The 23,659-nt window shown below is 62.5% G+C and carries 19 protein-coding genes; 14 read left to right on the top strand and 5 right to left on the bottom strand.

Annotation, left to right across the window (positions count from 1 at the left end; all coding sequences use genetic code 11):
• Nucleotides 1–348: 348 nt before the first annotated feature.
• Nucleotides 349–1,416, top strand: a complete 1,068-nt coding sequence (locus BCL93_RS07785; RefSeq protein ID WP_112054707.1) for an oxidoreductase — start codon at nucleotides 349–351, stop codon at nucleotides 1,414–1,416.
• Nucleotides 1,417–1,452: 36 nt separating this feature from the next.
• Here the strand turns inward: BCL93_RS07785 and nudE are convergent, their stop codons facing one another.
• Nucleotides 1,453–2,043 carry an ADP compounds hydrolase NudE gene (gene nudE, locus BCL93_RS07780; RefSeq protein ID WP_112054706.1) on the bottom strand — a complete coding sequence of 197 codons (591 nt, stop codon included), beginning with the start codon at nucleotides 2,041–2,043 and terminating at the stop codon, nucleotides 1,453–1,455.
• Between the two features lie 73 nt (nucleotides 2,044–2,116).
• On the opposite strand from nudE, the gene yrfG reads away from it, so the two are divergent.
• From yrfG to msrB, 5 genes are all read left to right on the top strand, one after another.
• Nucleotides 2,117–2,800: a GMP/IMP nucleotidase gene (gene yrfG / locus BCL93_RS07775; protein ID WP_112054705.1), complete on the top strand. Its 684-nt coding sequence runs from the start codon at nucleotides 2,117–2,119 to the stop codon at nucleotides 2,798–2,800.
• A gap of 2 nt (nucleotides 2,801–2,802) precedes the next feature.
• Entirely contained in the window at nucleotides 2,803–3,189 is a 387-nt protein-coding gene (locus BCL93_RS07770) for an RNA-binding S4 domain-containing protein (RefSeq protein ID WP_112054704.1), read from the top strand.
• Nucleotides 3,190–3,250: 61 nt separating this feature from the next.
• Nucleotides 3,251–4,132: an Hsp33 family molecular chaperone HslO gene (hslO, locus tag BCL93_RS07765; protein WP_112054703.1), complete on the top strand. Its 882-nt coding sequence runs from the start codon at nucleotides 3,251–3,253 to the stop codon at nucleotides 4,130–4,132.
• Nucleotides 4,133–4,373: 241 nt separating this feature from the next.
• Nucleotides 4,374–5,954 carry a phosphoenolpyruvate carboxykinase gene (locus tag BCL93_RS07760; protein ID WP_112054702.1) on the top strand — a complete coding sequence of 527 codons (1,581 nt, stop codon included), beginning with the start codon at nucleotides 4,374–4,376 and terminating at the stop codon, nucleotides 5,952–5,954.
• Nucleotides 5,955–6,178: 224 nt separating this feature from the next.
• Entirely contained in the window at nucleotides 6,179–6,676 is a 498-nt protein-coding gene (gene msrB / locus BCL93_RS07755) for a peptide-methionine (R)-S-oxide reductase MsrB (protein WP_112054701.1), read from the top strand.
• An 82-nt stretch (nucleotides 6,677–6,758) separates the two neighbouring features.
• Here msrB and BCL93_RS07750 read toward each other — a convergent pair whose 3' ends face one another.
• Nucleotides 6,759–8,495 (bottom strand): methyl-accepting chemotaxis protein, encoded by a 1,737-nt coding sequence (locus tag BCL93_RS07750; protein ID WP_112054700.1) that lies wholly within the window; start codon nucleotides 8,493–8,495, stop codon nucleotides 6,759–6,761.
• A gap of 217 nt (nucleotides 8,496–8,712) precedes the next feature.
• Here BCL93_RS07750 and BCL93_RS07745 point away from each other — a divergent pair, with 217 nt between their 5' ends.
• The 4 genes from BCL93_RS07745 to rsd all read left to right on the top strand — a co-directional run bounded on the left by BCL93_RS07745 (nucleotide 8,713) and on the right by rsd (nucleotide 14,122).
• A complete protein-coding gene (locus BCL93_RS07745) occupies nucleotides 8,713–11,076 on the top strand; it encodes a Tex family protein (protein WP_112054699.1) in 2,364 nt (787 codons plus the stop codon).
• A gap of 172 nt (nucleotides 11,077–11,248) precedes the next feature.
• A complete protein-coding gene (gene gshA / locus BCL93_RS07740) occupies nucleotides 11,249–12,856 on the top strand; it encodes a glutamate--cysteine ligase (protein ID WP_112054758.1) in 1,608 nt (535 codons plus the stop codon).
• An 89-nt stretch (nucleotides 12,857–12,945) separates the two neighbouring features.
• The gene (locus tag BCL93_RS07735; RefSeq protein ID WP_112054698.1) at nucleotides 12,946–13,476 is read left to right on the top strand and encodes a disulfide bond formation protein B; all 531 of its coding nucleotides are present in this window, start codon (nucleotides 12,946–12,948) and stop codon (nucleotides 13,474–13,476) included.
• A 139-nt stretch (nucleotides 13,477–13,615) separates the two neighbouring features.
• The gene (rsd, locus tag BCL93_RS07730; RefSeq protein ID WP_112054697.1) at nucleotides 13,616–14,122 is read left to right on the top strand and encodes a sigma D regulator; all 507 of its coding nucleotides are present in this window, start codon (nucleotides 13,616–13,618) and stop codon (nucleotides 14,120–14,122) included.
• 238 nt (nucleotides 14,123–14,360) lie between these two features.
• On the opposite strand, the gene BCL93_RS07725 is transcribed toward rsd, so the two are convergent.
• Nucleotides 14,361–15,755 (bottom strand): FAD-dependent oxidoreductase, encoded by a 1,395-nt coding sequence (locus BCL93_RS07725; RefSeq protein WP_112054696.1) that lies wholly within the window; start codon nucleotides 15,753–15,755, stop codon nucleotides 14,361–14,363.
• Between the two features lie 540 nt (nucleotides 15,756–16,295).
• Nucleotides 16,296–16,949, bottom strand: a complete 654-nt coding sequence (locus tag BCL93_RS07720; RefSeq protein WP_112054695.1) for an HAD family hydrolase — start codon at nucleotides 16,947–16,949, stop codon at nucleotides 16,296–16,298.
• A 224-nt stretch (nucleotides 16,950–17,173) separates the two neighbouring features.
• Here BCL93_RS07720 and BCL93_RS07715 point away from each other — a divergent pair, with 224 nt between their 5' ends.
• Nucleotides 17,174–17,665, top strand: coding sequence for an RNA pyrophosphohydrolase (locus tag BCL93_RS07715; RefSeq protein WP_092522785.1), 492 nt, complete (start codon nucleotides 17,174–17,176; stop codon nucleotides 17,663–17,665).
• 66 nt (nucleotides 17,666–17,731) lie between these two features.
• Complete coding sequence (ptsP, locus tag BCL93_RS07710) at nucleotides 17,732–19,993, top strand: phosphoenolpyruvate--protein phosphotransferase (RefSeq protein ID WP_112054694.1); 2,262 nt, start codon at nucleotides 17,732–17,734, stop codon at nucleotides 19,991–19,993.
• A gap of 92 nt (nucleotides 19,994–20,085) precedes the next feature.
• On the opposite strand, the gene BCL93_RS07705 is transcribed toward ptsP, so the two are convergent.
• Nucleotides 20,086–20,883 carry an NRDE family protein gene (locus BCL93_RS07705; protein ID WP_112054693.1) on the bottom strand — a complete coding sequence of 266 codons (798 nt, stop codon included), beginning with the start codon at nucleotides 20,881–20,883 and terminating at the stop codon, nucleotides 20,086–20,088.
• Between the two features lie 361 nt (nucleotides 20,884–21,244).
• Between BCL93_RS07705 and BCL93_RS07700 the strand changes: the two genes are divergently transcribed.
• Both BCL93_RS07700 and lgt read left to right on the top strand, forming a co-directional pair.
• Nucleotides 21,245–22,546, top strand: coding sequence for an ATP-binding response regulator (locus BCL93_RS07700; protein ID WP_181463057.1), 1,302 nt, complete (start codon nucleotides 21,245–21,247; stop codon nucleotides 22,544–22,546).
• Nucleotides 22,547–22,648: 102 nt separating this feature from the next.
• Nucleotides 22,649–23,458, top strand: coding sequence for a prolipoprotein diacylglyceryl transferase (gene lgt, locus BCL93_RS07695; RefSeq protein WP_092522170.1), 810 nt, complete (start codon nucleotides 22,649–22,651; stop codon nucleotides 23,456–23,458).
• Nucleotides 23,459–23,659: the final 201 nt, after the last annotated feature.

The raw sequence follows: 23,659 nt of genomic DNA, 5'->3' as shown, positions 1-23,659 counted from the left end.
TGAAATCCGGCAGTTCCTGGCTTTCCGCCGCCAGGGGGCGCCTACGCCGCCTCGAGAATCTTCTCTTCCTCATTGAGTGGCGCATACAGTTCACATTCCAGTTCATACCACAGCATCAGCTGTGCAAGACTTTCTTCGCTGTAACACATCAAACCAACCTCCCTCGATCATGGGCAACCACCATGGTGGAACAGAACAGCCACACTTCAGTATGGTTGACTCGACCAAGGTCGATATGACGTTTCTCTGACCGTTTGATGATATGCATGGGCGCGACGGCTCTATAGGTCGCGACATCTTCAGGCCCATGAGGGCCCTTATCTTCTCGACATACCTCAAGGATCCTCGATGAAGCAGAAGTTTACGGTCGGCGTGGTGGGCTTCGGCTTTGCCAGCCAGACCTTTCACGTGCCATTGATCCAGGCTACGCCCAATCTGGAACTGGTGGCGATTTCCTCGAGTGACGCCGACAAGGTGCACGCAAGGCTGCCCGAGATGGACGTGGAGGCTAAGCCTCAGGCGCTGTTTTCGCGCAGTGACATCGACCTGGTGGTGATTCCAACGCCCAATCAGAGCCACTTTCCGCTGGCCAAGGCAGCACTCGCCGCCGGCAAGCACGTGGTCGTCGACAAGCCGTTCACGGTGACCCTGTCAGAGGCGAAGGTGCTGCGTGGGTTGGCCGAAGAGAGCGATCGGCTGCTGTCGGTATTCCACAACCGCCGCTGGGACAGCGATTATCTGACCCTCAAGGCGCTGCTGGATGCTGGCGAGCTCGGTCGTCTGGTCTCACTTGAATCACGCTTCGATCGCTTTCGCCCCGAGGTGCGCGATCGCTGGCGGGAACAGGCCCAGCCCGGCGGCGGCATCTGGTATGACCTGGGGCCGCACCTTCTCGACCAGGCGCTGGAGCTGTTTGGCATGCCGCGGGGCATTCTGCTCGACCTGGCGGTGAGTCGTGACGGTGCCCAGACCGATGATGACTTCGTGGCCCTGCTCGATTACGACGAGCGCCGCGTGACGCTCAAGGCCAGTGCGCTGATCGCCGAGCCGACGCCACGCTTCGCCGCCCACGGCACGAAGGGCAGCTATGTGAAGTATGGCCTCGACCCCCAGGAAGATCGCCTCAAGGCCGGCGATACGCCGGGGCCAGAGTGGGGTGTCGATACGAACCGCGGCACCTTGCGGACCTGGGACGAAGCATCGCAGGAACTGGTTTCCCGGGAGCATCCGACGCTGCCCGGTGACTACCTGGCCTACTATCAGGGCATTGCCGATGCGCTGGCGGGTCAGGCGGCGAATCCTGTCGATGCCGGTTCGGCGATCAAGGTGATGACGCTGCTGGAGGCGGGCCTCGACAGCTATCGCCAGCAGCGCTGGGTCAAGTTGCGCGAGGGTAATGGCATGCGCCAGCGCTAGTCTGCGGGCAGCCGTCGCCGCCCTGTGAAGCCAGGGCTACCAGAGATCCATCGACGGGCTGGCCTCGCGCAGCCGGTCTCTGGCGATGTAGAGCGCGGCGATGGCGCGGGCCTCGTGGAAGTCTTCACGGGCGAGCAGGCTCGGTAGTGATTCGATGGCGTGAGTCTCGACGATCAGCGGCTCCGGCTCGTCGCCGGGCAGGCGCTGGGGGTAAAGGTCACTTGCCAGCATCACCTGCATGCGGTGATGCATGTAGTTGGGCGCCAGCGACAGCTCCACCAGCGGTTCCAGGCGATGGGCGCCGAAGCCGCATTCCTCCATCAGCTCGCGATTGGCCGCACCGACGATATCCTCGCCGGGGTCGACCACCCCCTTGGGCAGCGTCAGCACGTAGTCGTCGAATCCGGCGGCATACTCGCGAATCAGCAGCACATGCTCGGGGTCGGGCATGGCCACGATCATCACCGCGCCCACGCCGTTGCCGCGTGGCATCAGGCGCTCGAAGGTGCGCTCGGCGCCGTTGGCAAACCGCAGCTCCATTTCCTCGATGGCGAACAGTCGGCTCCTGGCCACCTCGCGGCGTGCCAGGGTGCGGGGTTTCTGTGGCCAGTCGGCGTCTTGTGGCATGGGGGCTCCGTGGGCAGCGATGGCATGAAGGGGTACAATAGCACTCTATTCATTGCTGCGGAGCCCTTGGCCGATGATCGACTGGCGCGCCATCGATACCGTGTTGCTGGACATGGACGGTACCCTGCTGGACTTGCATTTCGACAGCCACTTCTGGCTTGAGCACCTGCCACGCCGCTATGTCGAGTTGCACCGCCTGGATGCCGCCAGCCAGGAGGAAATCCGCTCGCGCATCATCTCGGAGCAGGGCACTCTCAACTGGTACAGCCTGGCCTACTGGAGCCGCGAACTGGGCGTCGATATTGTCGCCCTGAAGCGTGAGGTGCAGCACCTGATCGGTCTGCGTAGCGACGCTCTGGACTTTCTTACCTGGCTCAAGCATGCCCATCCGCGGGTGGTGCTGGCGACCAATGCCGACCGCGAGAGCCTGGCGCTGAAGCTGCCGCTGACGGGGCTCGAGGATTTCCTCGATGCCATTGTCTCCTCGGCGGATGTCGGCGTTCCCAAGGAGGCGCAGGAATTCTGGTTCGCCCTGCAGGAAATCGAGCCCTTCGATCCCGCCCGGACGCTCTTTATCGATGATAATCCGGCGGTGCTCGAGAGCGCTCGTGAGTTCGGCATCCGCCATTTGCTGGGCATCAAGCAGCCCGACAGCCGACGCCCGGAACGCGATCTCGAGGAGTTTATCGCCCTGGATCGCTTCGCGAGCATCCTGCCAAACGAGCGGCCCGGCGATCAGCAAGACGAGGAGGGGTAAGCATGGGCGACGTACGACTCGACAAGTGGCTGTGGGCGGCGCGCTTTTTCAAGACCCGCCAGCTCGCCAAGAAGGCGGTCGAGGGCGGCAAGGTGCACTACAACGGTGGCCGCGCGAAGACCAGCAAGACGGTGGAGGTGGGCGCCCTGGTTCGCGTACCGCAGGGCTTCGACACCTACGAAGTCGAGGTGCTTGATCTCTCTGGCCAGAGACGCGGCGCCCCGGAGGCGCGCACCCTGTACCGCGAGACCGAGGAGAGCGTCGCGCGCCGTACTAAGGAAGCCGAGCAGCGTCGGCTGGCCAACCAGGCCATGCAGCACCCCCTCAAGCGGCCCGGCCGGCGCGATCGGCGCGAGATCAAGCGCTTCATGCGTGACTCGGGCGACTAGGCGCCGACAGCGCTCTGCAGAGCCCGCATTCCCCAGATTCGACGTTACCGGAAATCTTCACATGACCGACCAGATCCAACGCTTCCTGCTCGACGACACCAACGTTCGCGGCGAGCTGATGACCCTCGACGCTGCCTATGCGGCGGTGCTCGATACCCAAACCTACCCAGCGCCGGTTGCCCGGCTGCTGGGCGAACTGCTGAGCGCCGCTGCGCTGCTCACCGAAACCGTCAAGCTCGACGGCACCCTGAGCCTCGAGGTGCGCGGTAACGGGCCGCTGGGCCTGCTGATGGCCGAGTCCAACCCCGGTGGTGAGCTGCGGGGCATCGCGCGCCTGGCCGAGGATCAGTCCCTGCCCGATGACGGCGCCGGCTTCCGCGAGCTGCTGGGCGATGGCCGCATCGTGATCACCCTCGACCCTAAAGAGGGCAACCGCTATCAGGGCATCGTCGAGCTTAGCGAAGACAGCCTGGCCGGCTGCCTGGAAGATTACTTCGCCCGCTCTGAACAGTTGCCGACCAAGCTCTGGCTGGCGGCGGATGCCGAGCAGCATCGGGCCGGTGGGCTCTTGCTGCAACGCCTGCCCGACGAGAGCCAGAACCAGGACCAGGACGCCTGGGAACGCTCCGTGCATCTGGCCAGCACCCTCAAGGATGAAGAACTGCTCGGCCTCGAGCAGCGTGAGCTTCTGCATCGGCTCTACCATGAGGAAACCGTGCGGGTTTTCGATCCCAAACCCTTGTATTTCGCCTGCAGCTGCTCGCGGGAACGCATCGCCCGGGCACTCCACAATCTGGGTGAGGCGGAGCTGCGCAGCATCCTCGAGGAGCAGCAGGCCGTCGACACCCAGTGCCACTTCTGCCATACCCGCTATCATTTTGGTGCTGCGGAAATCGAAGCGCTGATCGAGTCGCCTGACGCGCCTTCGCCGACCCTGCACTGAGCGATGCGCGCCATCGTCGGATAAGTGCTTCTATGTAGTAGAAAAACTACACGAACGATAGCGAAACGGGGCGTTTTCCCACGCGTCCCTTTTTGCCATAATGCTCGACCATTCGAGCCGCCCGGCGCCGTTTCCCCAAAAGAACAGGCCCACCTGTCACCGGCGCCGGCGCGAACACAGAGGGCGCGTCATGACGCGCCGGCCATCGAGAGAGAAGTGCCTTCGGGCCCAGGACACCTAAATGACCACGAACCAAGCCGTCCCACGCGTCGACGCGACCGCCAGCCACCAGCAATTCACCAACTTGAGCAGCGCTGAGCTGGTCGAGCATGCCCTGCTTCGCGGCGAAGGGCGACTGGCCGACAACGGCGCCCTGGTAGTGAACACCGGGGCGCGCACGGGGCGCTCACCGGCGGATCGCTTTATCGTTGAGGAGCCGTCGACCAGCCGCCAGATCGACTGGGGCAGCGTCAACCGTCCCTTCGATGCGGCCGCCTTCGAGGCGCTGTGGCAGCGGGTCGAGACTTACCTGGGCGAGCGCGACAGCTTCTTCTCTGAGCTGCACGTGGGGACCGATCCGCAGTACTACCTGCCGGTGCGCATGACCACCGAGACGGCCTGGCAGAACCTCTTCGGTCGCACCATGTTCGTGCGTCCAGAGGGCTATAATCCGGCCACCAAGGACGAGTGGACCATCCTCAATGCCGCTCATTTTGCCTGCGACCCGGCCCGCGACGGCACCAACTCCGAAGCGGCGGTGATCCTGGATTTCGCCGGTCGTCGGGTGCTGATCGCCGGCATGCACTACGCCGGCGAAATGAAGAAAGCCATGTTCTCGGTGCAGAATTTCCTGCTGCCGGCTCATGACGTGTTGCCGATGCACTGTAGCGCCAACGTCGGTGAAGACGGCGAGACCACCCTGTTCTTTGGCCTGTCCGGCACCGGCAAGACCACGCTGTCAGCCGACCCGGCACGCTACCTGATCGGCGACGATGAGCATGGCTGGGGCAAGGGCACGGTGTTCAACATCGAGGGCGGCTGCTACGCCAAGTGCATCGACCTGTCCGAGAAGAACGAGCCGGTGATCTGGCAGGCCATCCAGTTCGGCGCGGTGCTCGAGAATGTGGTGCTCGATGACCGTCGCAGCCCGGACTATGCCGATGACAGCCTGACCCAGAACTCGCGTGCCGCCTATCCGCTCGAGCACATCGAGAAGCGCGTGCCGGAGAATCGGGCCGGCGAACCCAACGCCATCATCTTCCTGACCTGCGATATGTCTGGCGTACTGCCGCCGGTATCGGTGCTGTCCAAGGAAGCCGCGGCCTATCATTTCCTGTCCGGCTACACCGCCAAGGTCGGCTCCACCGAGATGGGCTCTTCGGCAGGCCTGGAAGCGACATTCTCAACCTGCTTCGGTGCGCCTTTCTTCCCGCGCCCGGCCCGCGAGTACGCCGACCTGCTGATCAAGCGCGTCGAAGAGAATGATGCGCGCGTCTACCTGGTCAACACCGGCTGGACTGGCGGTGCTTATGGCGAAGGCGGCTCGCGCTTCGCGATCCCCACCACCCGCGGCATCATTAGCGCCATTCAGTCCGGCGTGCTGCGCGACGTCGAGACCCGCACCGTCGAGGGCCTGAACCTCGAGGTGCCGATGGCCGTGCCGGGCGTCGACTCGAGCCTGCTCGATCCGCGCGAGACCTGGGAAGATCGCGCCGCCTATGATCGCCACATGAAGGACCTGGTGGCCAAGTTCGTCGACAACTTCAAGAAGTTTGCCGGCGTCGACGAGGCGATCGTGCAGGCCGGTCCGCAACTGACGTAAGCGCCTTTAGGCGTAAACGTTAGCGCACCGGGGCGAACCCCGGCGCCGATCAAGAGTCAGAGAAGGGAGGCTGCGGCTTCCCTTTTTTGTGGGCGTCGCCTTTCAGGCAGCTGTATTCGGATACCTGTATTCAAGTGCTTGCTTATATCCAGGCCTTAAGTACCGGGGCTTCCTGGCGAACCGTCGCCATGTTGGATGAACCGGTGCCATCAGTGGAGGTAGTAATGCAACGTCGACACTTTATCGGTCTGCTTGGCGCCGGCGGCATAGCAAGCCTGTTTCCCGCACTGGCCAGTGCCCGGCCCAAACTGGACCTGGAGCGCGCCGCGGGAATCGAGGTGCTTGAACTCAGCGAGGCGCAGTGGCGTGAGCGGCTTAGCGAAGCGCAGTTCAACGTGCTGCGCGAGGCGGGTACCGAGCCTGCGCATTCGAGCCCCTTGGACAAGGAAACCCGAAAAGGGGAGTTCCGCTGTGCGGGCTGCGAGTTGCTGCTCTTCAAGAGTGACATGAAGTACGACTCCGGCACCGGCTGGCCGAGCTTCTTCACCCACGTGGAAGGCCACCTGTTGACCGAGGTCGACTACTCGTCGATCTGGCCGCGCACCGAGTATCATTGCGCGCGCTGCGGTGGGCACCAGGGGCACGTATTTGAGGACGGGCCAGAGCCCACCGGCCTGCGCTGGTGTAACAATGGCCTGGCGCTGACCTTCGTGGCTGCCTGATCCGGTTAGCGTGCAGCATGGACAAGAAACAAGACGGCCCGAGCAATTGCTCTGGCCGTCTTTCTTCAGGTTACGCGTGTGTCTAGAACTCCTCCCATTCCTCGGCCGGTGCTCTGGACGGCGTGGGTGATGACGTTCGGGTTGTCCGGGCGGGGGCGGCTTGGGCGTGGGAAGTCTGGGCGTGGGAAGTCTGGGCGGAAGAGTGTGTTGTGCCGGCGCCGGCGCCGGTGGCTGAGGGGGAAGGCAAGCTTTCGCTCAGATCATTGCCCAACCGGAACGAGGCGAGCAGCTCGTTGAGACGCTCCGCTTGCTCTTGCATTCCGGACGCGGCGGCATTGGTCTGTTCAACCATGGACGCGTTCTGCTGGGTCATGGCGTCGAGTTCGCTCACTGCCGTGTTGACTTGGCCAATGCCTAGACTCTGTTCCTTCGCGCCGGCGCTGATGTCGCCGATAACGTCGGTGACGCGGCTGATGCTCTTGACGATCTCCTCCATGGTCTTGCCCGTTCTTTTTACCAAGTCGGCACCGAACTGAGTGCGTGTGACCGACGTGTCGATCAGATCGCGGATGCTCTGAGACGCATCGCTGGAACGACCGGCCAGCGTGCGTACTTCCTGGGCCACAACGGCGAAGCCACGACCGTGCTCGCCGGCGCGCGCCGCTTCGACTGAGGCATTGAGTGCCAGGATGTTGGTCTGGAAAGCTATCCCATCGATGAGGGCAATGATGTCCTTGATCTGGGCCGATGAGGCGCTGATGTCGTCCATGGTCTGCTCGACTTGGCTCATCGCCAGCTGACCCTCATGGGCGACGTTCGACGTCGACTGTACCAGCTGATTGGCCTGCTGTGCTGCGTCGGCGGTGTTGCTTACTGTGGATGTGATCTCCTCCATGGAGGCCGATGTCTCCTGCAGATTGGAGGCCGCTTGCTGGCTGCGCGAGGCCAGATCCTGGCTGCCCTTGGCGATCTCATCGGAGGCATGTTGTACGCTATGGGTGCTGGCGCGAACAGCTTGTAGGGTCCGGTCGATGCGCGTAACGAAGACATTGAATTGAGAGGCGAGTTCGCCAATTTCGTCTCTGCGCTTTGACTGGATGCGCGCGGTCAGGTCGCCATCGCCTTCGGCAATCTCTTTGATGCGATGTGTGATCTGGCGGATCGCCCTGGACATCATCAGTGGTCCCCCCAGGGCGATGGCGATGGCGACGATGGCCACCACCAATGTAAATAGAGTGACCGCATATTGCTGAGCTTGGACCTTCTCGAGGGTGGCCGCTTCAAGCGCTTGGGTCTTGTCGGCGACTGCCTCGCCCCCGATATCATAGACGTTGCGTAGGGCGCCAAAGGCCTGACTCATGGGACCTTCGAAGTGGGTCTCTGCATCATCCCGTCGGCCGTTGTCGTGCAGGGAAATGACCTGGTCACTCTGACTGCGCCAGTCGGTATAGAGCTGCTCGAATCCATTCAGCTTGGCGATGATACTGGGGTAGTTGGCCAGCAGTTGCTGGAAGTTCTGCATCCTGTCATAGGCCTGCTGGGCATTTTCGCGATAATCGTCGAGCTGGGCCTTGGCTGAAGGGGTGCCCGGCTCCTCGCCCAGGTATTCCAGGATGGCGACATGCGCTTGATAGAGGTCGCGGTCGGCATTGAGAACATTGGATGTTGCGTTGTTAAAGGTGCTGCTGAATTCGGTCATTCGTTCCTTGACGGTATTGACCAGGAGGAAGTCGACCGTGACGACGGCGATCAACGACAGTGCCACGCCGATGAAGGCAATAGCGTATTTAACGCTTATCTTATTTAATTGCTCTAACATGGGCTTTTGTATCCTGAGCCGACAGAGGAAGGGGCATGTGGAAAGTCAGGTCCACATGGTCTTCTTATCGGCCGGCGCCGAGCCGCCTTGAGGACAGCTTGCGCCGACAGGTGCCACACGGAGACGGGCGACTTGGGGCGCTGCTGGGATACCAGCGATGTCCAAGCGTTTATGGTACCTTGTCGCGATCTTTCGTCGGTCGAACGTCAAGGACTCCATGGACGCACAAGCCAAGATCAATGCTCGCCTCGCCGAAGAACTCGCCGTTCGCCCCCAGCAGGTGGCGGCCACGGTGGAGCTGCTCGACGGCGGGGCCAGCGTGCCCTTCATCTCCCGCTACCGCAAGGAAGTCACCGGCGGGCTGGACGACACCCAACTGCGCCAGCTCGATGAGCGTCTGCGTTACTGTCGCGAGCTCGAAGAGCGCCGCGAGGCGGTGCTTGCCGCCATCGACGAGCAGGGCAAGCTCGACCCCACGCTCGCCAAGCAGATTCGCGATGCCGACACCAAGCAGCGACTCGAAGATCTTTACCTGCCCTATCGCAAGAAGCGCCGCACCAAGGCACAGATCGCCCGTGAGGCTGGCCTGGAGCCGCTGGCGGATGCGCTGCTTGCCGATCCTTCTCTTGATCCCCAGCAGGAAGCTCAGGGCTACCTGCGCGCCGCTGAGGGCGATACCCCGGCCATCGAGGACGCCAAGGCGGCTCTCGACGGTGCCAAGCAGATTCTCATGGAGCGCTTCGCCGAGGATGCCGAGCTGGTCGGGCGGCTGCGCGAGCGATTCTGGGAGGAGGGCGAGCTCAGCGCCCGCCTGATCGAGGGCAAGGCCGAGGAGGGCGCCAAGTTCTCCGACTACTTCGAGCATGACGAGCGGCTGGCCAAGGTGCCATCGCACCGTGCCCTGGCGATGTTCCGTGGCCGCAACGAGGGGGTGCTGGCGCTGGCCCTCAAGCTACCCGGCGAGGACGAAGCGCCGGTACACCCGGCCGAAGTGGCTATTGCCCGCCAGGCCGGTATTCAGGACCATGGCCGCCCAGCCGATCGCTGGCTGCGCGAGGTGGTGCGCTGGACCTGGCGGGTCAAGCTCTACACCCATCTTGAGACCGAGCTGATGGGCCGGCTGCGCGAGCGCGCCGAGCTCGAGGCCATCAATGTCTTCGCCGCTAACCTGAAGGATCTGCTGCTGGCGGCACCCGCGGGCCCGAAGGCCACGCTGGCCCTCGACCCTGGGCTGCGGACGGGCTGCAAGGTCGCGGTGGTTGACGCCACCGGCCAGTTCCTCGAGCATGCCACCATCTACCCCCACGCGCCCCAGAACCGCTGGGATGAGGCGCTTGCGGTGCTTGGCAAGCTGGTCGAGAAACACGGTGTGGCGCTGATCGCGGTAGGCAACGGCACGGCCAGCCGCGAAAGCGACAAGCTGGCCGGTGAGCTGATAAGTCGTCTGGGCGGCCAGGGTGGTCGCAAGATCAGCAAGGTGATGGTCAGCGAGGCCGGCGCCTCGGTCTATTCCGCCTCCGAGTATGCGTCGCGGGAGTTCCCCGATCTTGACGTCACCATCCGCGGTGCCGTCTCGATCGCCCGTCGGCTGCAGGACCCGCTGGCGGAACTGGTCAAGATCGAGCCCAAGTCGATCGGCGTCGGCCAGTATCAGCACGACGTCTCCCAGGTGCAGCTGTCCAGAAGCCTCGAGGCGGTGATCGAGGACTGTGTCAACGCCGTGGGCGTGGATCTCAACATGGCCTCCAGCGCGCTGCTTTCCCGGGTCTCGGGGCTCAACCCGGGGCTTGCCGAGAACATCGTCGCCCGCCGCAACGCCGAAGGTGCCTTTTCGAGCCGCCAGGCGCTGCTCGAGGTCAGTCGCCTGGGGCCGAAGACCTTCGAGCAGTGTGCCGGCTTCCTGCGCATCATGAACGGCAACAATCCGCTGGATGCCAGCGCCGTGCACCCGGAGGCCTATCCGCTGGTCGAGCGCATCGCCAAGGCCGGTCGCCGCGAGGTGGCGAGCCTGATCGGCGACAGCGCCACTCTCAAGGCGATCAAGCCCGCCGACCATGCCGATGAGCGCTTCGGTGTGCCCACCATCAGCGATATCCTGAAGGAACTCGACAAGCCGGGCCGCGATCCACGTCCGGAGTTCAAGGCCGCTGAGTTCCGGGAGGGCGTCGAGACCCTGAAGGATCTCGAGCCCGGCATGTTGCTCGAGGGCAGTGTGACCAACGTCACTCACTTCGGCGCCTTCGTCGACATCGGTGTCCACCAGGATGGCCTGGTGCATATCTCGGCGCTGTCGCACAGCTTCGTCGAGGACCCGCGCAGCGTGGTCAAGGCCGGCGACATCGTGCGGGTCAAGGTGATGGCAGTGGATATTCCGCGCAAGCGCATCGGCCTGTCGATGCGGCTGGACGACGAGCCCGAAGCGCCCGAAGCCGAAAGCAGCGGAGGACGTGGCGGAGAGTCGCGGCGCGGCAGCGCTCGTGACCGTAAGCCGCGCCGCCAGGGCGGTGAAGCCCCGCGGAGCGACCAGTCGGTGGGCGCGCTGGGTGCGGCCCTGCTGCAGGCCAAGCACAAGACCAAGTGATGGCCTGCTGACGGCGCCTTGAAAGCCGCCGTCGAGGCCGCATAATTATTTGTTTGAGATCCCGATTGTGGGAACCCGTTTCGTGCGAGCGTCACGACTATGGCGCTCGCCCCGTTTTCAAGAGCGAAGAGAGGGGCCTGGCCCCGCCCTTCCATGACATGGGGTGTTCACCTTGTCCGAGCAACTCGCCACCGTCCTCTCCCGTCTCAAGGGGCCTGCCCGCAAAGGGCTGATCGGCCGACTGCGTCGTGGTATCGAGAAAGAGGGCCTGCGCGCCGATGCCCACGGCATGATTGCCGCGACGCCACATCCCCGTCGCCTGGGGTCGAAGCTGACGCATCCGTACATCACCACCGATTACTCCGAGGCGCTGCTCGAGTACATCACACCGGTGCATTGTCGGCCGGCGGATGCACTGGCGTTTCTTGGTGACTTGCATCGCTATAGCTATCGCTATCTGGGCGAAGAGCTAATCTGGCCAGCCAGTATGCCCTCACGGCTCAATGGCAACGATAGTGTGCCAATCGCTGACTATGGTGACTCCAACGTCGGCACCATGAAGCATGTCTATCGCAAGGGCTTGGATGTGCGCTATGGGCGCATCATGCAGGCCATCGCCGGACTGCACTATAACGTCTCGGTGCCGGACAACCTCTGGCCGCTGCTCAAGGAACTCGACCGCCAGGCGGGTCGTGACACCGAGGGTGATTATCGGTCGCTGCGTTATTTCGGGCTGATCCGGCATTTCCGTCGCAATAGCTGGCTCTTGATGTATCTGTTCGGTGCGTCGCCTGCCATCGATGAGAGCTTCCTCGAGGGCCGGCTTGCCTCCGACAAGCTCCACCGTCATGGCCGCCATACGCTGTTGTCCGACTATGCCACGACGCTTCGCATGTCCGATCTGGGTTACCAGAATAAGGTGCAGGAGCAGCTCAAAATCTGCTTCAACTCGCTGTCGAACTATGTCGGCACGCTTCGCCATGCCATCTCGACCCCCTGGCCGGCCTATCAGGAGAAGGGCGTCAAGGAAGACGGGGAATGGCGGCAGCTGAATGCCAATATCCTGCAGATCGAAAATGAGTACTACAGCGACATTCGCCCTAAGCGGGTGGCGCGCCACGACGAGACCCCGACCCAGGCCCTGGAGGCGCGTGGCGTCGAGTACATCGAGGTGCGCTGTCTCGACCTCAACCCCTTCATGGCGCTGGGCCTGGACGAGACGCAGATGCGCTTCCTCGATACCTTCCTGCTGTGGTGCCTGCTTACTGAAAGCCCGTGGATTTCCGATGAGGAGTGCGATCGGCTCGACGACAATCGCCGGCTCGTTGTCGAGCGCGGCCGTGACCCCGAGCTGTGCCTGACCATCGACGGCCAGTCTCAGCGTCTTGCCGAGCGCGGCCACACGATCTTCTCGGAGCTCAGGGGCGTGGCCGAATTGCTCGATATCATCGAAGGTGGCGAAGCACATGCCCAGGCGCTGAACGCACTGGAACCGCGTCTCGATGACCCGCGCTTGACGCCTTCCGGGCAGTTGGCGGCTCGACTGCGCGACAACGACGAAGACTTCGTCGAGGCGACCCTGGCGCTTGCCAGGGAGCAGGCTGAGGCCTGGCGCGCCGAGCCGATGGATCGCGCCCGTGATGCGCTGCTTGAAGAGCTTCGCGAGACCTCCCTGCAGCAGCAGGGCGACATCGAGGCAGCTGACGTGGAGAACTTCGACGACTTTCTGGCTCACTATTTCGCCCGGGCGCGGGAACCTCGTCCCATCGGCGAGGCCTGAACCCTGGCCGGGCCTCGCCATCTCGCCATCTCGCCATGTAGAGCGGGCGAGGTCCTTAGTCTCTGATTCTCTTTAAGGATGTTTTCCGCATGATGCGATCTCTCGAGGTGTGGACGCCGCGACGCTTTGCGTTGGCAGGACTGGGTTTCTGTGTGCTGATGATGGGCGTTGCGCTGTTCCTTGAGCACGCCATGGGGCTTGAGCCCTGTCCGCTGTGCATCTTCCAGCGTGTCGCGGTGCTGGCCACTGCTCTGGTGCTTGCCCTGGCCGCGCTGCATGGGCCCCGTGGATGGGGAGGAGTCGTCTACGGGCTACTGGGGCTCGTCACGGTGGCGGCTGGGATAGGGCTTGCCGGCCGCCACCTATGGCTCCAGTCGCTGCCGCCCAGCGAGGTGCCGAGCTGTGGCCCGGGGCTTGATTACATGCTGGAGATTCTGCCGCTCCAGAAGGTGTTGAGCATGGTGCTGGTAGGCTCCGGAGAGTGTGCGGAAGTCGGCGGACGCCTGCTTGGCCTGTCGTTGCCGGGTTGGACCCTGATCGGCTTTCTGGTGCTGGCACTGGCGCCGCTGGGCATGCTGCGCGCTGCCTTGAGCGGGCGTCGTCGTCAAGTGACTGCTTGAAACGCTCGTGCGTTGACTAAGTGTTGTTCTGGATCAACAGAGGCGGCATCTTTGCATTGACAGGCCATCCACGGAAGCGGAGTCTTGCTCACAACGGAGTTACGTCAGTGGGCATAGAGCCCGGGCTTGGGAGGCCACTATGCTGGAAGATTGCCAAACCGCATTGGAGCGCTGGGGGGGAGTTCATCGGCTGATCGATCGATGGCTCGAGGAGCGTCGGGTAATGCTGAACAGCTTCGTCGCTCTCAGAAAGGACTGCGACGATGCTCTCGAGTCGGTTGAAAAAGCGCAGATCGATGGCTTCAGTGAGCTGCTCATGGACTACATCAGCGCTGGCCATTTCGAGATTTACCCGCAACTGCGTGAGGAGGCCAAGGCCTTCAGCGACGACGAGGCGCTGACCATTGCCGACCAGTTGCTCGAGCGTCTGGAGATGTCCACCGAGCTGGTGCTGTCCTTCGATGCCGACTATGCAACTCCAAGCCGTTGCGACTACTATCTGAGTCGCCTACCGGCCTGGTTGGATCGCCTGGCCCGGGGCCTGGAATCACGGTTCGATCTGGAAGATCAACTCATTGGTCGCCTGCACGCCGCACACTCGCCGCCCACAGAGGCTCAGTGCTCTATCGGCGTCACGAGTTCCTGAGGCCAGTCCCAAATGGGGTCATGAGCTAGTCCCTGACCTGGCCCTTACCCTGATCGAGACGTCTAGGTGTAGGCGCCTCTGCCGCACGACTCATGGCAGGTGAGGCGTCCCGAATAAGACCTGTTGCTGACAATCAAGCACCAACGAAAACGCCCCGGCATATGACCGGGGCGTTTTGCGTTCTGGACTTGCTATCCTCGGCCCTTATGTCTTGGGCCTTGTGTCATGGACAGTGAGATTACATCAGCGACGTGGCCTCGGGGCGCTCCAGCTCAGTCAACGGCACTTCGCCGGTCAGCAGGTCACGTTCGAAGGCCTCGGTGTCGATGTTGAAGCCGAGGAATTCCTGAGCCAGGAACATGTCTTTCTCCGCGTTGCCAAGGCAGCTGGTGCCACCGGGAGACGGTGTCATGTTGAAGACGATGCCGGTACCCGGGTTGATCTTGGCCTCGCCCATGACCAGCTTCTGCTTTTCCTTGTCGATCAGCTGCGGGCGAACGCCGCCGAAGCCCTTGGCGAAGCTGACGTCCTTGACGGTCAGGCTCGGCACGATCTTCTTCACGTCCTTGAGGAACAGGCGCTCGCGCAGCACCGGCACTTCGAACATGAAGTTCTTGAAGATGTAGTTGCGAATGTCGCGCACCTTGAGCAGGTCCCACAAAGCCTTGACCACGTTCTGATCCAGGCGCAGCACCTTCAGAAACTCGATGAACGTCTTGCCGTTGTAGCGCTCGAGCAGCGGCAGCATCAGGGCGGTAGGGCCGAAGCGGGTCTTGTTCTCGACCAGTACATCCGGGTCGCCGTGCACGGCGGCGAAGGGCAGGTTCTCGTTCTGGACGGTGTAGACCTTGCCGTTGAGCACCTTGGGCGTGAAGTAGAAGGAGCCGGCCATCGGCAGGCAGGACTTGTCCAGGCCATAGCCCATCTGATGGGCGAACAATAGCGAGTGGCCGCCGGCGCTTACCACCACGTAGCGGGCCGTGAGGGTGCCCTTGTTGGGCGTCTCTATCTTGAAGAGATCCCCTTCCTGATGGACCTTCTCGACGGCGGTCGAGAGGTGCACGTCGAAGTCCATGCCCTTCTCGTCGGCGGCCTTCTGGCCTTCTTCAACGAAGGCTTCGGAAAGGGTGGTGTAGTTGACCGCGGTATATTCGCCGGTAGAGCCCATGGCCACGATCGGCTCTTCCGGGCGACGGCCTTCCACCAGCTTGGGCTCGAGCTCGGCGATGTCGTCGCGCTCGAGCAGCCTCATGTTGGGGAAGAGTTCGGAGAACTTGGTGAAGCGGTTGCGCAGGAAGTCGACTTCGCGGTCGCCCACGCCCAGCACCATCTTCGGATACTTGTAGACGACCTTGTCGCGCTTAACCGGGGTCAGCTTGGTGGCGAAATTGATCACCATGCCGGCGGTCCGCTTGGTCACTTTGGCCTTGTCGAGGGTGTAATTGGTTTCGATGTCGCCACAGTGAATGGTCTGGCTGTTGTTGCGACCATGGGAGTTGACGATCGCCACATGATCGTACTTCTCGACCAGACCGACGGCCTTGAGGTCAGTGTAACGGGCCAGTTCATATAGCAGGGCGGTGCCGGAAACGCCGCCTCCGACAATCAGCACATCGTAGGTCGGGGTAGTCATGGGGTCTCTCGCTTGTCTTGGTGCGGGACGAACCCTCCGAGACAGTCTCGGAGGCCCTGAGCCTGCAGGCGACGCGCTGTCGCCTGCAGGGTCGACATGAAGTATCTGAGCGCATTATAGCGACTTCGCAGACAAATAAAATCCATCCCAAAGCTCGACTTTATGCTGAAGAGGAACCCTATAAGGAATACCTTGGGTTCATGTTTTGCAATTTATTGCATAAAAATCAGGGGCTTGCTGGCTTTTTAGGACAGGCAATATTTGCTGCATTGCACCAATGGATAAAATTCATCATAGCCATGAATTGTCGAAACGCCATGCCGGTCCGTGCTATCGGCAGGGTGATAGGTTACTGAAGGAGGTCGGGCGGGTGAGGGGAGGCAGTAGCCGGCTGGGCCCAGGGCGGGCGCTTGCTGCCCTTCATTGCTGCTCTGGCTTGCCGACCTTGTTTGCGCCGCCCTATCTGGCCACCGAGAGAAGCATGGCCGAGCAGGGCGGTATGGACGTGAGCGGAAGGGCGCGCCTTGGGGCGCCGGGGAGTCAGCGCAGGCTGATGAGGCGCCAGCCCTGGTCCAGGGCGTGCTGGCGCAGCGTGGGGTCGGGGTCGACGGCCACCGGATGGTCGACCTGTTCCAGCAGCGGCAGATCGTTATGAGAGTCGCTATAGAACCAGGCGCCGTCCATGGTCACGCCGCGCCCCTCGAGCCACTGCTCAAGGCGCACGACCTTACCTTCTCGATAGCTTGGTGTGCCGGTCACACGGCCGGTGTAGCGCCCGTCGTGAATTTCCGGCTCGACGGCAATCAGGTTATCGATACCCAGTCGCTCGGCGATGGGGCCGGTGATGAAGCGATTGGTTGCCGTAATGATCAGCAGGGTGTCACCCCGCGTACGGTGGCGTGCCACTAGTTCTTCGCCGCGCGTCAGTATGGCTGGCTCGATTTTGCTGGCCATGAACTGCTGGTGCCAGGCGGCCAGTTGCTCGGGGGTGTTCTCGGCCAACGGCTTGAGGGCGACTTCAAGGAAGGCATGCATGTCGAGCGTGCCGTTCTCGTAGTCGCGCATGAAACGTTCGTTGGCCTCCCGGTAGGCAATCGGGTCGACTGCGCCCTGTTCGAGCAGGAACTCTCCCCAGGCATGATCGCTGTCGATGCCGATCAGGGTGTTGTCGAGATCGAAGATGGCCAGGCTCAAGGCACACTCCTTGTAGTGTTGGCGATGGACGACAGGGTTTGCGCCAAAAGGGCTTGCGCCGCAGGGCATATACCTGTCGCCGGGAGGCAGCTGAATCAGAGGCGGATTATTGCAGAGTGGTTCGGCATTGAACACCGCTGCAGGCGGGCGCTGTGAAGTGTATTGATGCCCTTTCCAGCTTTGTGGAAGAATGGCTTCAATATTGGATTCATAAGGTGATGTCCGTGATCGACGCTGACGGCTTTCGCCCCAATGTTGGCATTATCATTGCCAACCACGAGGGCCAGCTGCTTTGGGCGCGTCGGGTAGGACAGAATGCGTGGCAGTTTCCCCAGGGAGGCATCCAGGCCAACGAGACACCGCAACAGGCCCTGTACCGGGAGCTGGAAGAAGAGATCGGCCTCACCGAAGCCGATGTCGAACTGCTCGCCTGTACCCGAGGGTGGCTGCGCTACCGTCTGCCACGACGCATGATACGAACCCATTCACGGCCGGTATGCATCGGCCAGAAACAGAAGTGGTTTTTGCTGAGGATCCGCTGTACCGACAGTCGGGTCTGCATGGATACCACCCCCAAGCCTGAGTTCGATGGTTGGCGATGGGTGAGCTACTGGTATCCCCTGGGGCAAGTGGTGCCCTTCAAGCGAGAGGTCTATCGCCGCGCCCTGCGCGAGTTGGCCCCCCGCGCACAGCGACTGGCTCTGGGGGGCGACTGACCCCGGGCCGGGCGCCGACATTCAAGCCGGCTGCAATTCAAACCGACAATGACAAGAAGAACGCTCATGCTCGACGTGCTACGTCGTATCGTCCAAGAGGTCAACGAGGCGCGCAATCTCGATGCCGCGCTCTCGACCATGGTGCGTCGCATCCGCAAGGCCATGCGCACCGACGTCTGTTCTTTCTATCTTTACGACGTCGAGCTGGAGCGCCTGGTGCTGATGGAGACCATTGGCCTGCATTCGCGTGCCGTGAAGCAGGTCAGCATGCCCCTGGGCGAAGGCCTGGTAGGGCTTGTCGGTCAGCGCGAGGAGCCTCTCAACCTGGAAGATGCCCCGGCGCATCCGCATTTTCGCTACTTCGAAGAAACCGGCGAAGAGCGCTTTTCGAGTTTCCTCGGCGTGCCGATCATCCATCAGCGCCGCATGCTTGGCGTGCTGGTCGTGCAGCAGCAGGACAAACGGCGCTACGACGAGGGCGATGAGGCTTTCCTGGTGACCATGGCGGCCCAGCTCGGCGGGGTGCTGGCCCATGCGCTGGCCACCGGCGCCTTGAGCCGTCCGGTGAGGGCCGACGGTCAGGCCATGTTCACCGGGGTTGCCGCTTCGCCAGGCATGGCGATCGGTGACGCCGTGGTGATTGCTCCTCCCGCCGACCTGGACAGCGTTCCTGACCTGATTCCTACCGATATCGACTACGAGATCGCCAGGCTCAAGGAGGCGATTCTCAAGGTGCGTGATGAACTGCGTGCCACTGGCGAACGCCTGGCTAGCCGGATCAGTGCTCAGGAGCTGGCGTTGTTCGAGGTCTATCAGCAAATGCTCAGCGAGGCGGCGCTCGGGCAGGAGGTCGAGAAGCGCATCCGCGAAGGGCAGTGGGCGCCCGGCGCTCTGGCCGACGTGGTGCGCCGCCATGTGCAGTACCTTGAGCGAGTCGACGATAACTACCTGCGTGAGCGCGCCGCCGACGTACGCGATCTGGGGCGGCGTGTGCTGGCACACCTTCAGGAAGAAAGCGCGTCCACTCCCTCCACCTATCCCGAGCGTACCATCCTGGTCGGCGACGAGATCAGCGTGGCGACCCTGGGCGAGGTTCCTCGCGGCAAGCTCGCCGGCCTGGTATCGATCCGCGGCTCCAGTACCTCGCATGTGGCGATCCTGGCCCGGGCGATGGGCGTGCCGACAGTGCTCGGCATGGTCGATCTGCCGCTGACGCGCCTCAACGGCGCGCCGGTGATACTTGATGGGCACCGTGGCCGGCTGTTCGTGCGTCCCGCCGAGGAGCTCGGCCGGCACTATCAGAACCTGATCGCCGAGGAAGAGGCTCTGGCCGAGGTGCTCGAACACGAGCAGGACCTGCCCAGTGAGACACCTGATGCCCATGTGATGAAGCTCATGGTCAACACCGGCTTGGCCGTGGATGCGGTAGCGTCACTCAAACCACGTGTCAGCGGGGTGGGGCTCTATCGTACCGAAGTGCCGTTCATGATCACCGAGCGCTTCCCCGGTGAGCAGGAGCAGACTCGGCTGTATCGCGACCAGCTCGAGAGCTTCGCGCCGTTGCCGGTGGTGATGCGCACCCTGGATATCGGCGGCGACAAGGACTTGCCCTATTTCCCCATCGAGGAGGCCAACCCCTTCCTTGGTTGGCGCGGCATCCGAGTGACGCTGGATCACCCCGAGGTGTTGATGGTCCAGCTGCGCGCCATGCTGCGGGCATCTCATGGCCTGGATAACCTGCAGATCCTGCTGCCGATGATCACCAACGTCGAGGAGGTCGACAGTGCTCTGCGCCTGATCGACCGAGCCCAGGCCGAGCTAGAAGAAGATGGCATGCTGATCGAACGCCCGCAGATTGGCGTGATGATCGAAGTGCCGGCCACGCTCTTTCAGCTCGAGGCGCTGGCCGAACGTGTCGATTTCTTCTCGGTCGGCAGCAATGACCTGACCCAGTACCTGCTGGCGGTGGATCGCAACAACCCGCGGGTGGCCGAGCTCTATGATCCTTGCCATCCGGGAGTTTTGTCCGCACTAGCGCGTCTGGCCGATGAAGCCTCGGCGCTTGGTGTGCCGACGTCTGTCTGTGGCGAGCTGGCCGGGGACCCGGCCGGTGCACTGCTGTTGATGGGCATGGGCTTCGATACCCTGTCGATGAATGCTCCCAGCTTACCGCGTGTGCGAGCCGCCATTCGCCGCGTGACGTTGCCGGCGGCCCGGGGACTGGTCAAGGAAACCCTGTCGCTGTCGACGCCTTCGGCGGTGCGCATCCACCTCAATGCCCGCCTGGGTGAGTGGCAGCTTGCACACCTGCTTCCGCCCAGGGACTAGGCCGGTTTATCGAGTGGGCCAAGACGCCCTCAGCTGTGCGGCCTGACATAGCAGCGCGACCAAGCGACGAGCCCGGCAAAGGCGGCGAGAGGTTACGCCTGCAGCGTTCTGTCCCAGTGCTCTGTCGAGAGCGAAAGATGTGTCTCGCCGAGGTTGCTGGCGTTCGGGCCAAAGCGGCGCTCGCTGAGCTCGAGGTGGCCGTTCTGGTGCCATTCCAGCCAAGTAGTGGCACGGGTGCCATAGGTCTCGCCAAGAATGAAGGGAGGCGCCAGCTGGCGCTCCAGGGTGAGGCCGACCCCGGTGTCGGGCAGTGCCTGATCGTCGATGTCGAGGCATTGCCGGTGCATTACTGCCAGCGCCGATTGTGGCCAGCCGCCGTCGAGGAGGCTGTCGGCCAGTCCCTGGCGCGCAAGGGTAAGCTTGGGCCAGGGTGTGTCGAGTCTTGCATTGGAGAGGCCGTGAAGGCCTGCGGTCAGCCGGTTTAGCTGAATGGCGCCCCGACCGCGGTGCAGATGCCAGAGGCCTGAGTGATCGCCTACTAACAGGTTAAAACCCGCGTAACGATAGGCCTCGCTGCTCGCCAGGGCATTGAGCCAACCCGAGAGGTCGTCAGTCTTCAGCGCCTCGGGTACCAGATGTCCTCGGCTGGGGCCGTCGGGTGGAGACTCGGTGGCGGGATCGCGGACATTGGTTACGGCAGCAAAGCGTCCCCGGCGGTGCACGGCGAACCAGCTGCCACCAGCGACCAGGTCGCGGCCACCGATGATGTCCGGCTCCTCGGGCCATGCCCCTAAGGGCGCACTGGGTCGCGCAAAGGATTCATCGCGGTTGGCCACCAGGTGCAACCAGGCAGAGGCTTGGGGTCGGTAGTCGAAAGCGATCAGGCACATTGCGCTACCTTACCCTGCGACGCTGAAGCCGCAAAGCCCGATGCCCGTGTGGCTATCCTGGTGTCTTTTTCTGCCCATGCGCTTGTCTTCACCCTAACCGTAGCGGTGCTTGGCAGAGAGGCAATAAGAAGGCAATAGATGATAGGAGGCATGCATTGTATGTAGGCGATTGCCGACAGCGGCAATCGGTTTCATGACAGGGTTCCCGCAGCCACGTACACTCACCCTATCTTGGTCAGACGAACCGAAAAGGCAGTCAATGCGAGTGGAAACGCGCCCAGATAGCTTGTGGCGGCGGCTGATATGGCCGGTGTTATGGCCACTGTTGCTAGCAGAAGCATCATTGGTGACGCTATGTGCCGTGGCTTGGTTCACGATATGGCCTGCATCGCTCTCGGTGCAGAATACGTCGCTTGCCTTAACCGTATTGCTGCTGGTGCTGTTGGTGGGCACTGGGCTTATCGTCAGTATTTTTCTCGTCATGATTCGCCACCGTCTGCAGCGCTGGGAAACCCATCTCAGCGTGCCCTATGAGCGCCTCGAAAGGCTGCTACGCGAAGTCCAGAAAGAGCTACCTAACTGGCTCAAGCCCAAGCGCGTCCGCTTGGGGGCTGTGCCGGCGGGGAGCCCTGTGACGCGTTTGGAATCCCTTCTCGATAGCCTCGATACCTTGCTGAGCAGGCTGACCGAGCGCCCTCAATTGGAGCAGATGTTGGCAGGCTTGTCGGTCCCGGCCTTCATGATGCGTAATGATGTACTGGTAGATGCCAATACGGCCTTTGAGCAGCTGATGGGTTGTAGTAAGAGCGATATCAAGGGCCTGAGCGCCCAGTGCATGTTGCGCTGCGAAGCCTCCAGTGCCGGCTGGGCCAAGGTGCGGCTGCATGATAGCAAGGGCGGTTGGCATGGCCTGCGCATGCTGTCACTGCGCGACCATCATGACCATGAACTATGCATGCTCGAGCCCCTGGATAGTGCGCCGGACTATGCCGGTCAATTGGTCCAGGCGCGTGACCGCGCCCGCGAAGACTCGCGACTCAAGTCGACCTATATGACCTTGTTGCAGCGTGAGCTCGAGCCCATGATTCAGGAGCTCAACCAGTTCTTCAGCGACGCTGGCGCGCCTCCGGGGCAGGAGCGTTTGCGTGAGCGCTTGGCCGATATTACCGCCTTGGTCACGAGCCTTTCGGAACCAATGCCGGAGTTGTTGGGTCAGCCTGCTGGGGCCGCTGAAAAAATTGACAAGGGGCCGCATTGGCCCAAGGTACTGGTCGTCGATGACGGCCCGGTCAATAGCATGCTGGCGCGTAATGTGCTCGAGGCCGAGGGCTTCGACGTCGATGTGGCCGAGAGCGGCGAAGAGGCGCTGAAACTTGCCGCCGAGCAGTTCTACGACCTGGTGTTCATGGATATCTACATGCCGTCGCTCGATGGCTTGGAGACCAGCCGTCGCTGGCGAGCACGTGAGACGCTACGCGAGACCGAAAGTGGCGAGAGTGAGCGAAGCGTATTGATCGCCCTGACGGCAAATGCCAGCGAGGCCGACTGCAAGAACTTTAAATCCGCCGGCATGGACGACTACCTGGCCAAGCCCTATCGTCCGCAGGCCCTGATCAAGATGATCCGGCGCTGGCTGCCGGAGCTGGGGCGAGCGTCTGGCTGACGTGCCATTCACTCTCCGGCCTTTCTCTGATATCAAGCCTTGATATCAACCCCAGATAACCACGCCCTGACCCCTCACTCCCTTAATTCACCTGGATGCATGATGCTGAATTACCCCTCGATCGACCCAGTCGCCATCGCCCTAGGCCCTTTCAAGGTTCACTGGTACGGCCTGATGTATGTGATCGGCTTTATTGCCGCCTGGTGGTTAGGCCGCCGTCGTGCCAGCCGAGTAGGACTGACCGGTGATGATGTGGGTGATCTGATCTTCTATGCCGCCATCGGTGTCGTGGTGGGTGGTCGGCTGGGGTATGCCTTCTTCTATGGCCTTGATCGGCTGCTCGCCGACCCGCTTTGGCTGTTCCAGGTCTGGGACGGCGGCATGAGCTTCCACGGCGGACTGCTTGGCGTACTCGTGGCGGCCTTGTTGTTTGCCCGCAAGCACCGTCTGGCCTTCTTCCAGTTGACCGATTTTGTCGCGCCGCTGGTGCCGATTGGCCTTGGTGCCGGGCGCATCGGTAACTTCATCAATGCCGAGCTCCCCGGTCGCTTGACCGACCTCCCCTGGGGGATGCCTTTCCCCGGCATGGGGCCGGCGCCTCGTCACCCTTCGTCTCTCTACGAGGCCCTTCTCGAAGGGGCGGTGCTGTTTGCCATCATGTGGTGGGTGTCGGCGACACCGCGACGTCGCGGCCTGGTGTCGGGACTCTTCCTGGCCTGCTACGGCTGTTTCCGCTTCCTGGTCGAGTTCGTGCGGCTACCCGACCCACAGCTTGGCTTCATCGCCTGGAACTGGCTGACCATGGGGATGCTGCTGTCGTTGCCGATGATCCTGGCCGGCGGGTTGCTGATGCTGTGGTCGCGTCATCGCCCGGTGGATGATGCCCGCCAGACCGAGCCGGCGAGCGCCTGAGCGGCGTGCGCCTTAACCTAGGTGCAGCCGCGAAGGTGTTTCATTCTGGCGTCGCTGCTTGCCCTGGGGTTGGCGGCTGATTCGCTGACTCAGTACACTACGCCTTTTGTCACAACCTTCGGCGATACCGTGATGTCAGACGACGCGCATGAGACGGCTCTTCAGACTGAGCTGAATGATCAAGCCTGCGGCGCCCCGGCG

Source organism: Onishia taeanensis (assembly GCF_003268885.1).
In the GTDB taxonomy this organism is placed as follows: Bacteria; Pseudomonadota; Gammaproteobacteria; order Pseudomonadales; family Halomonadaceae; genus Onishia; species Onishia taeanensis_A.
This window is presented reverse-complemented; position numbering and strand designations above follow the sequence as displayed.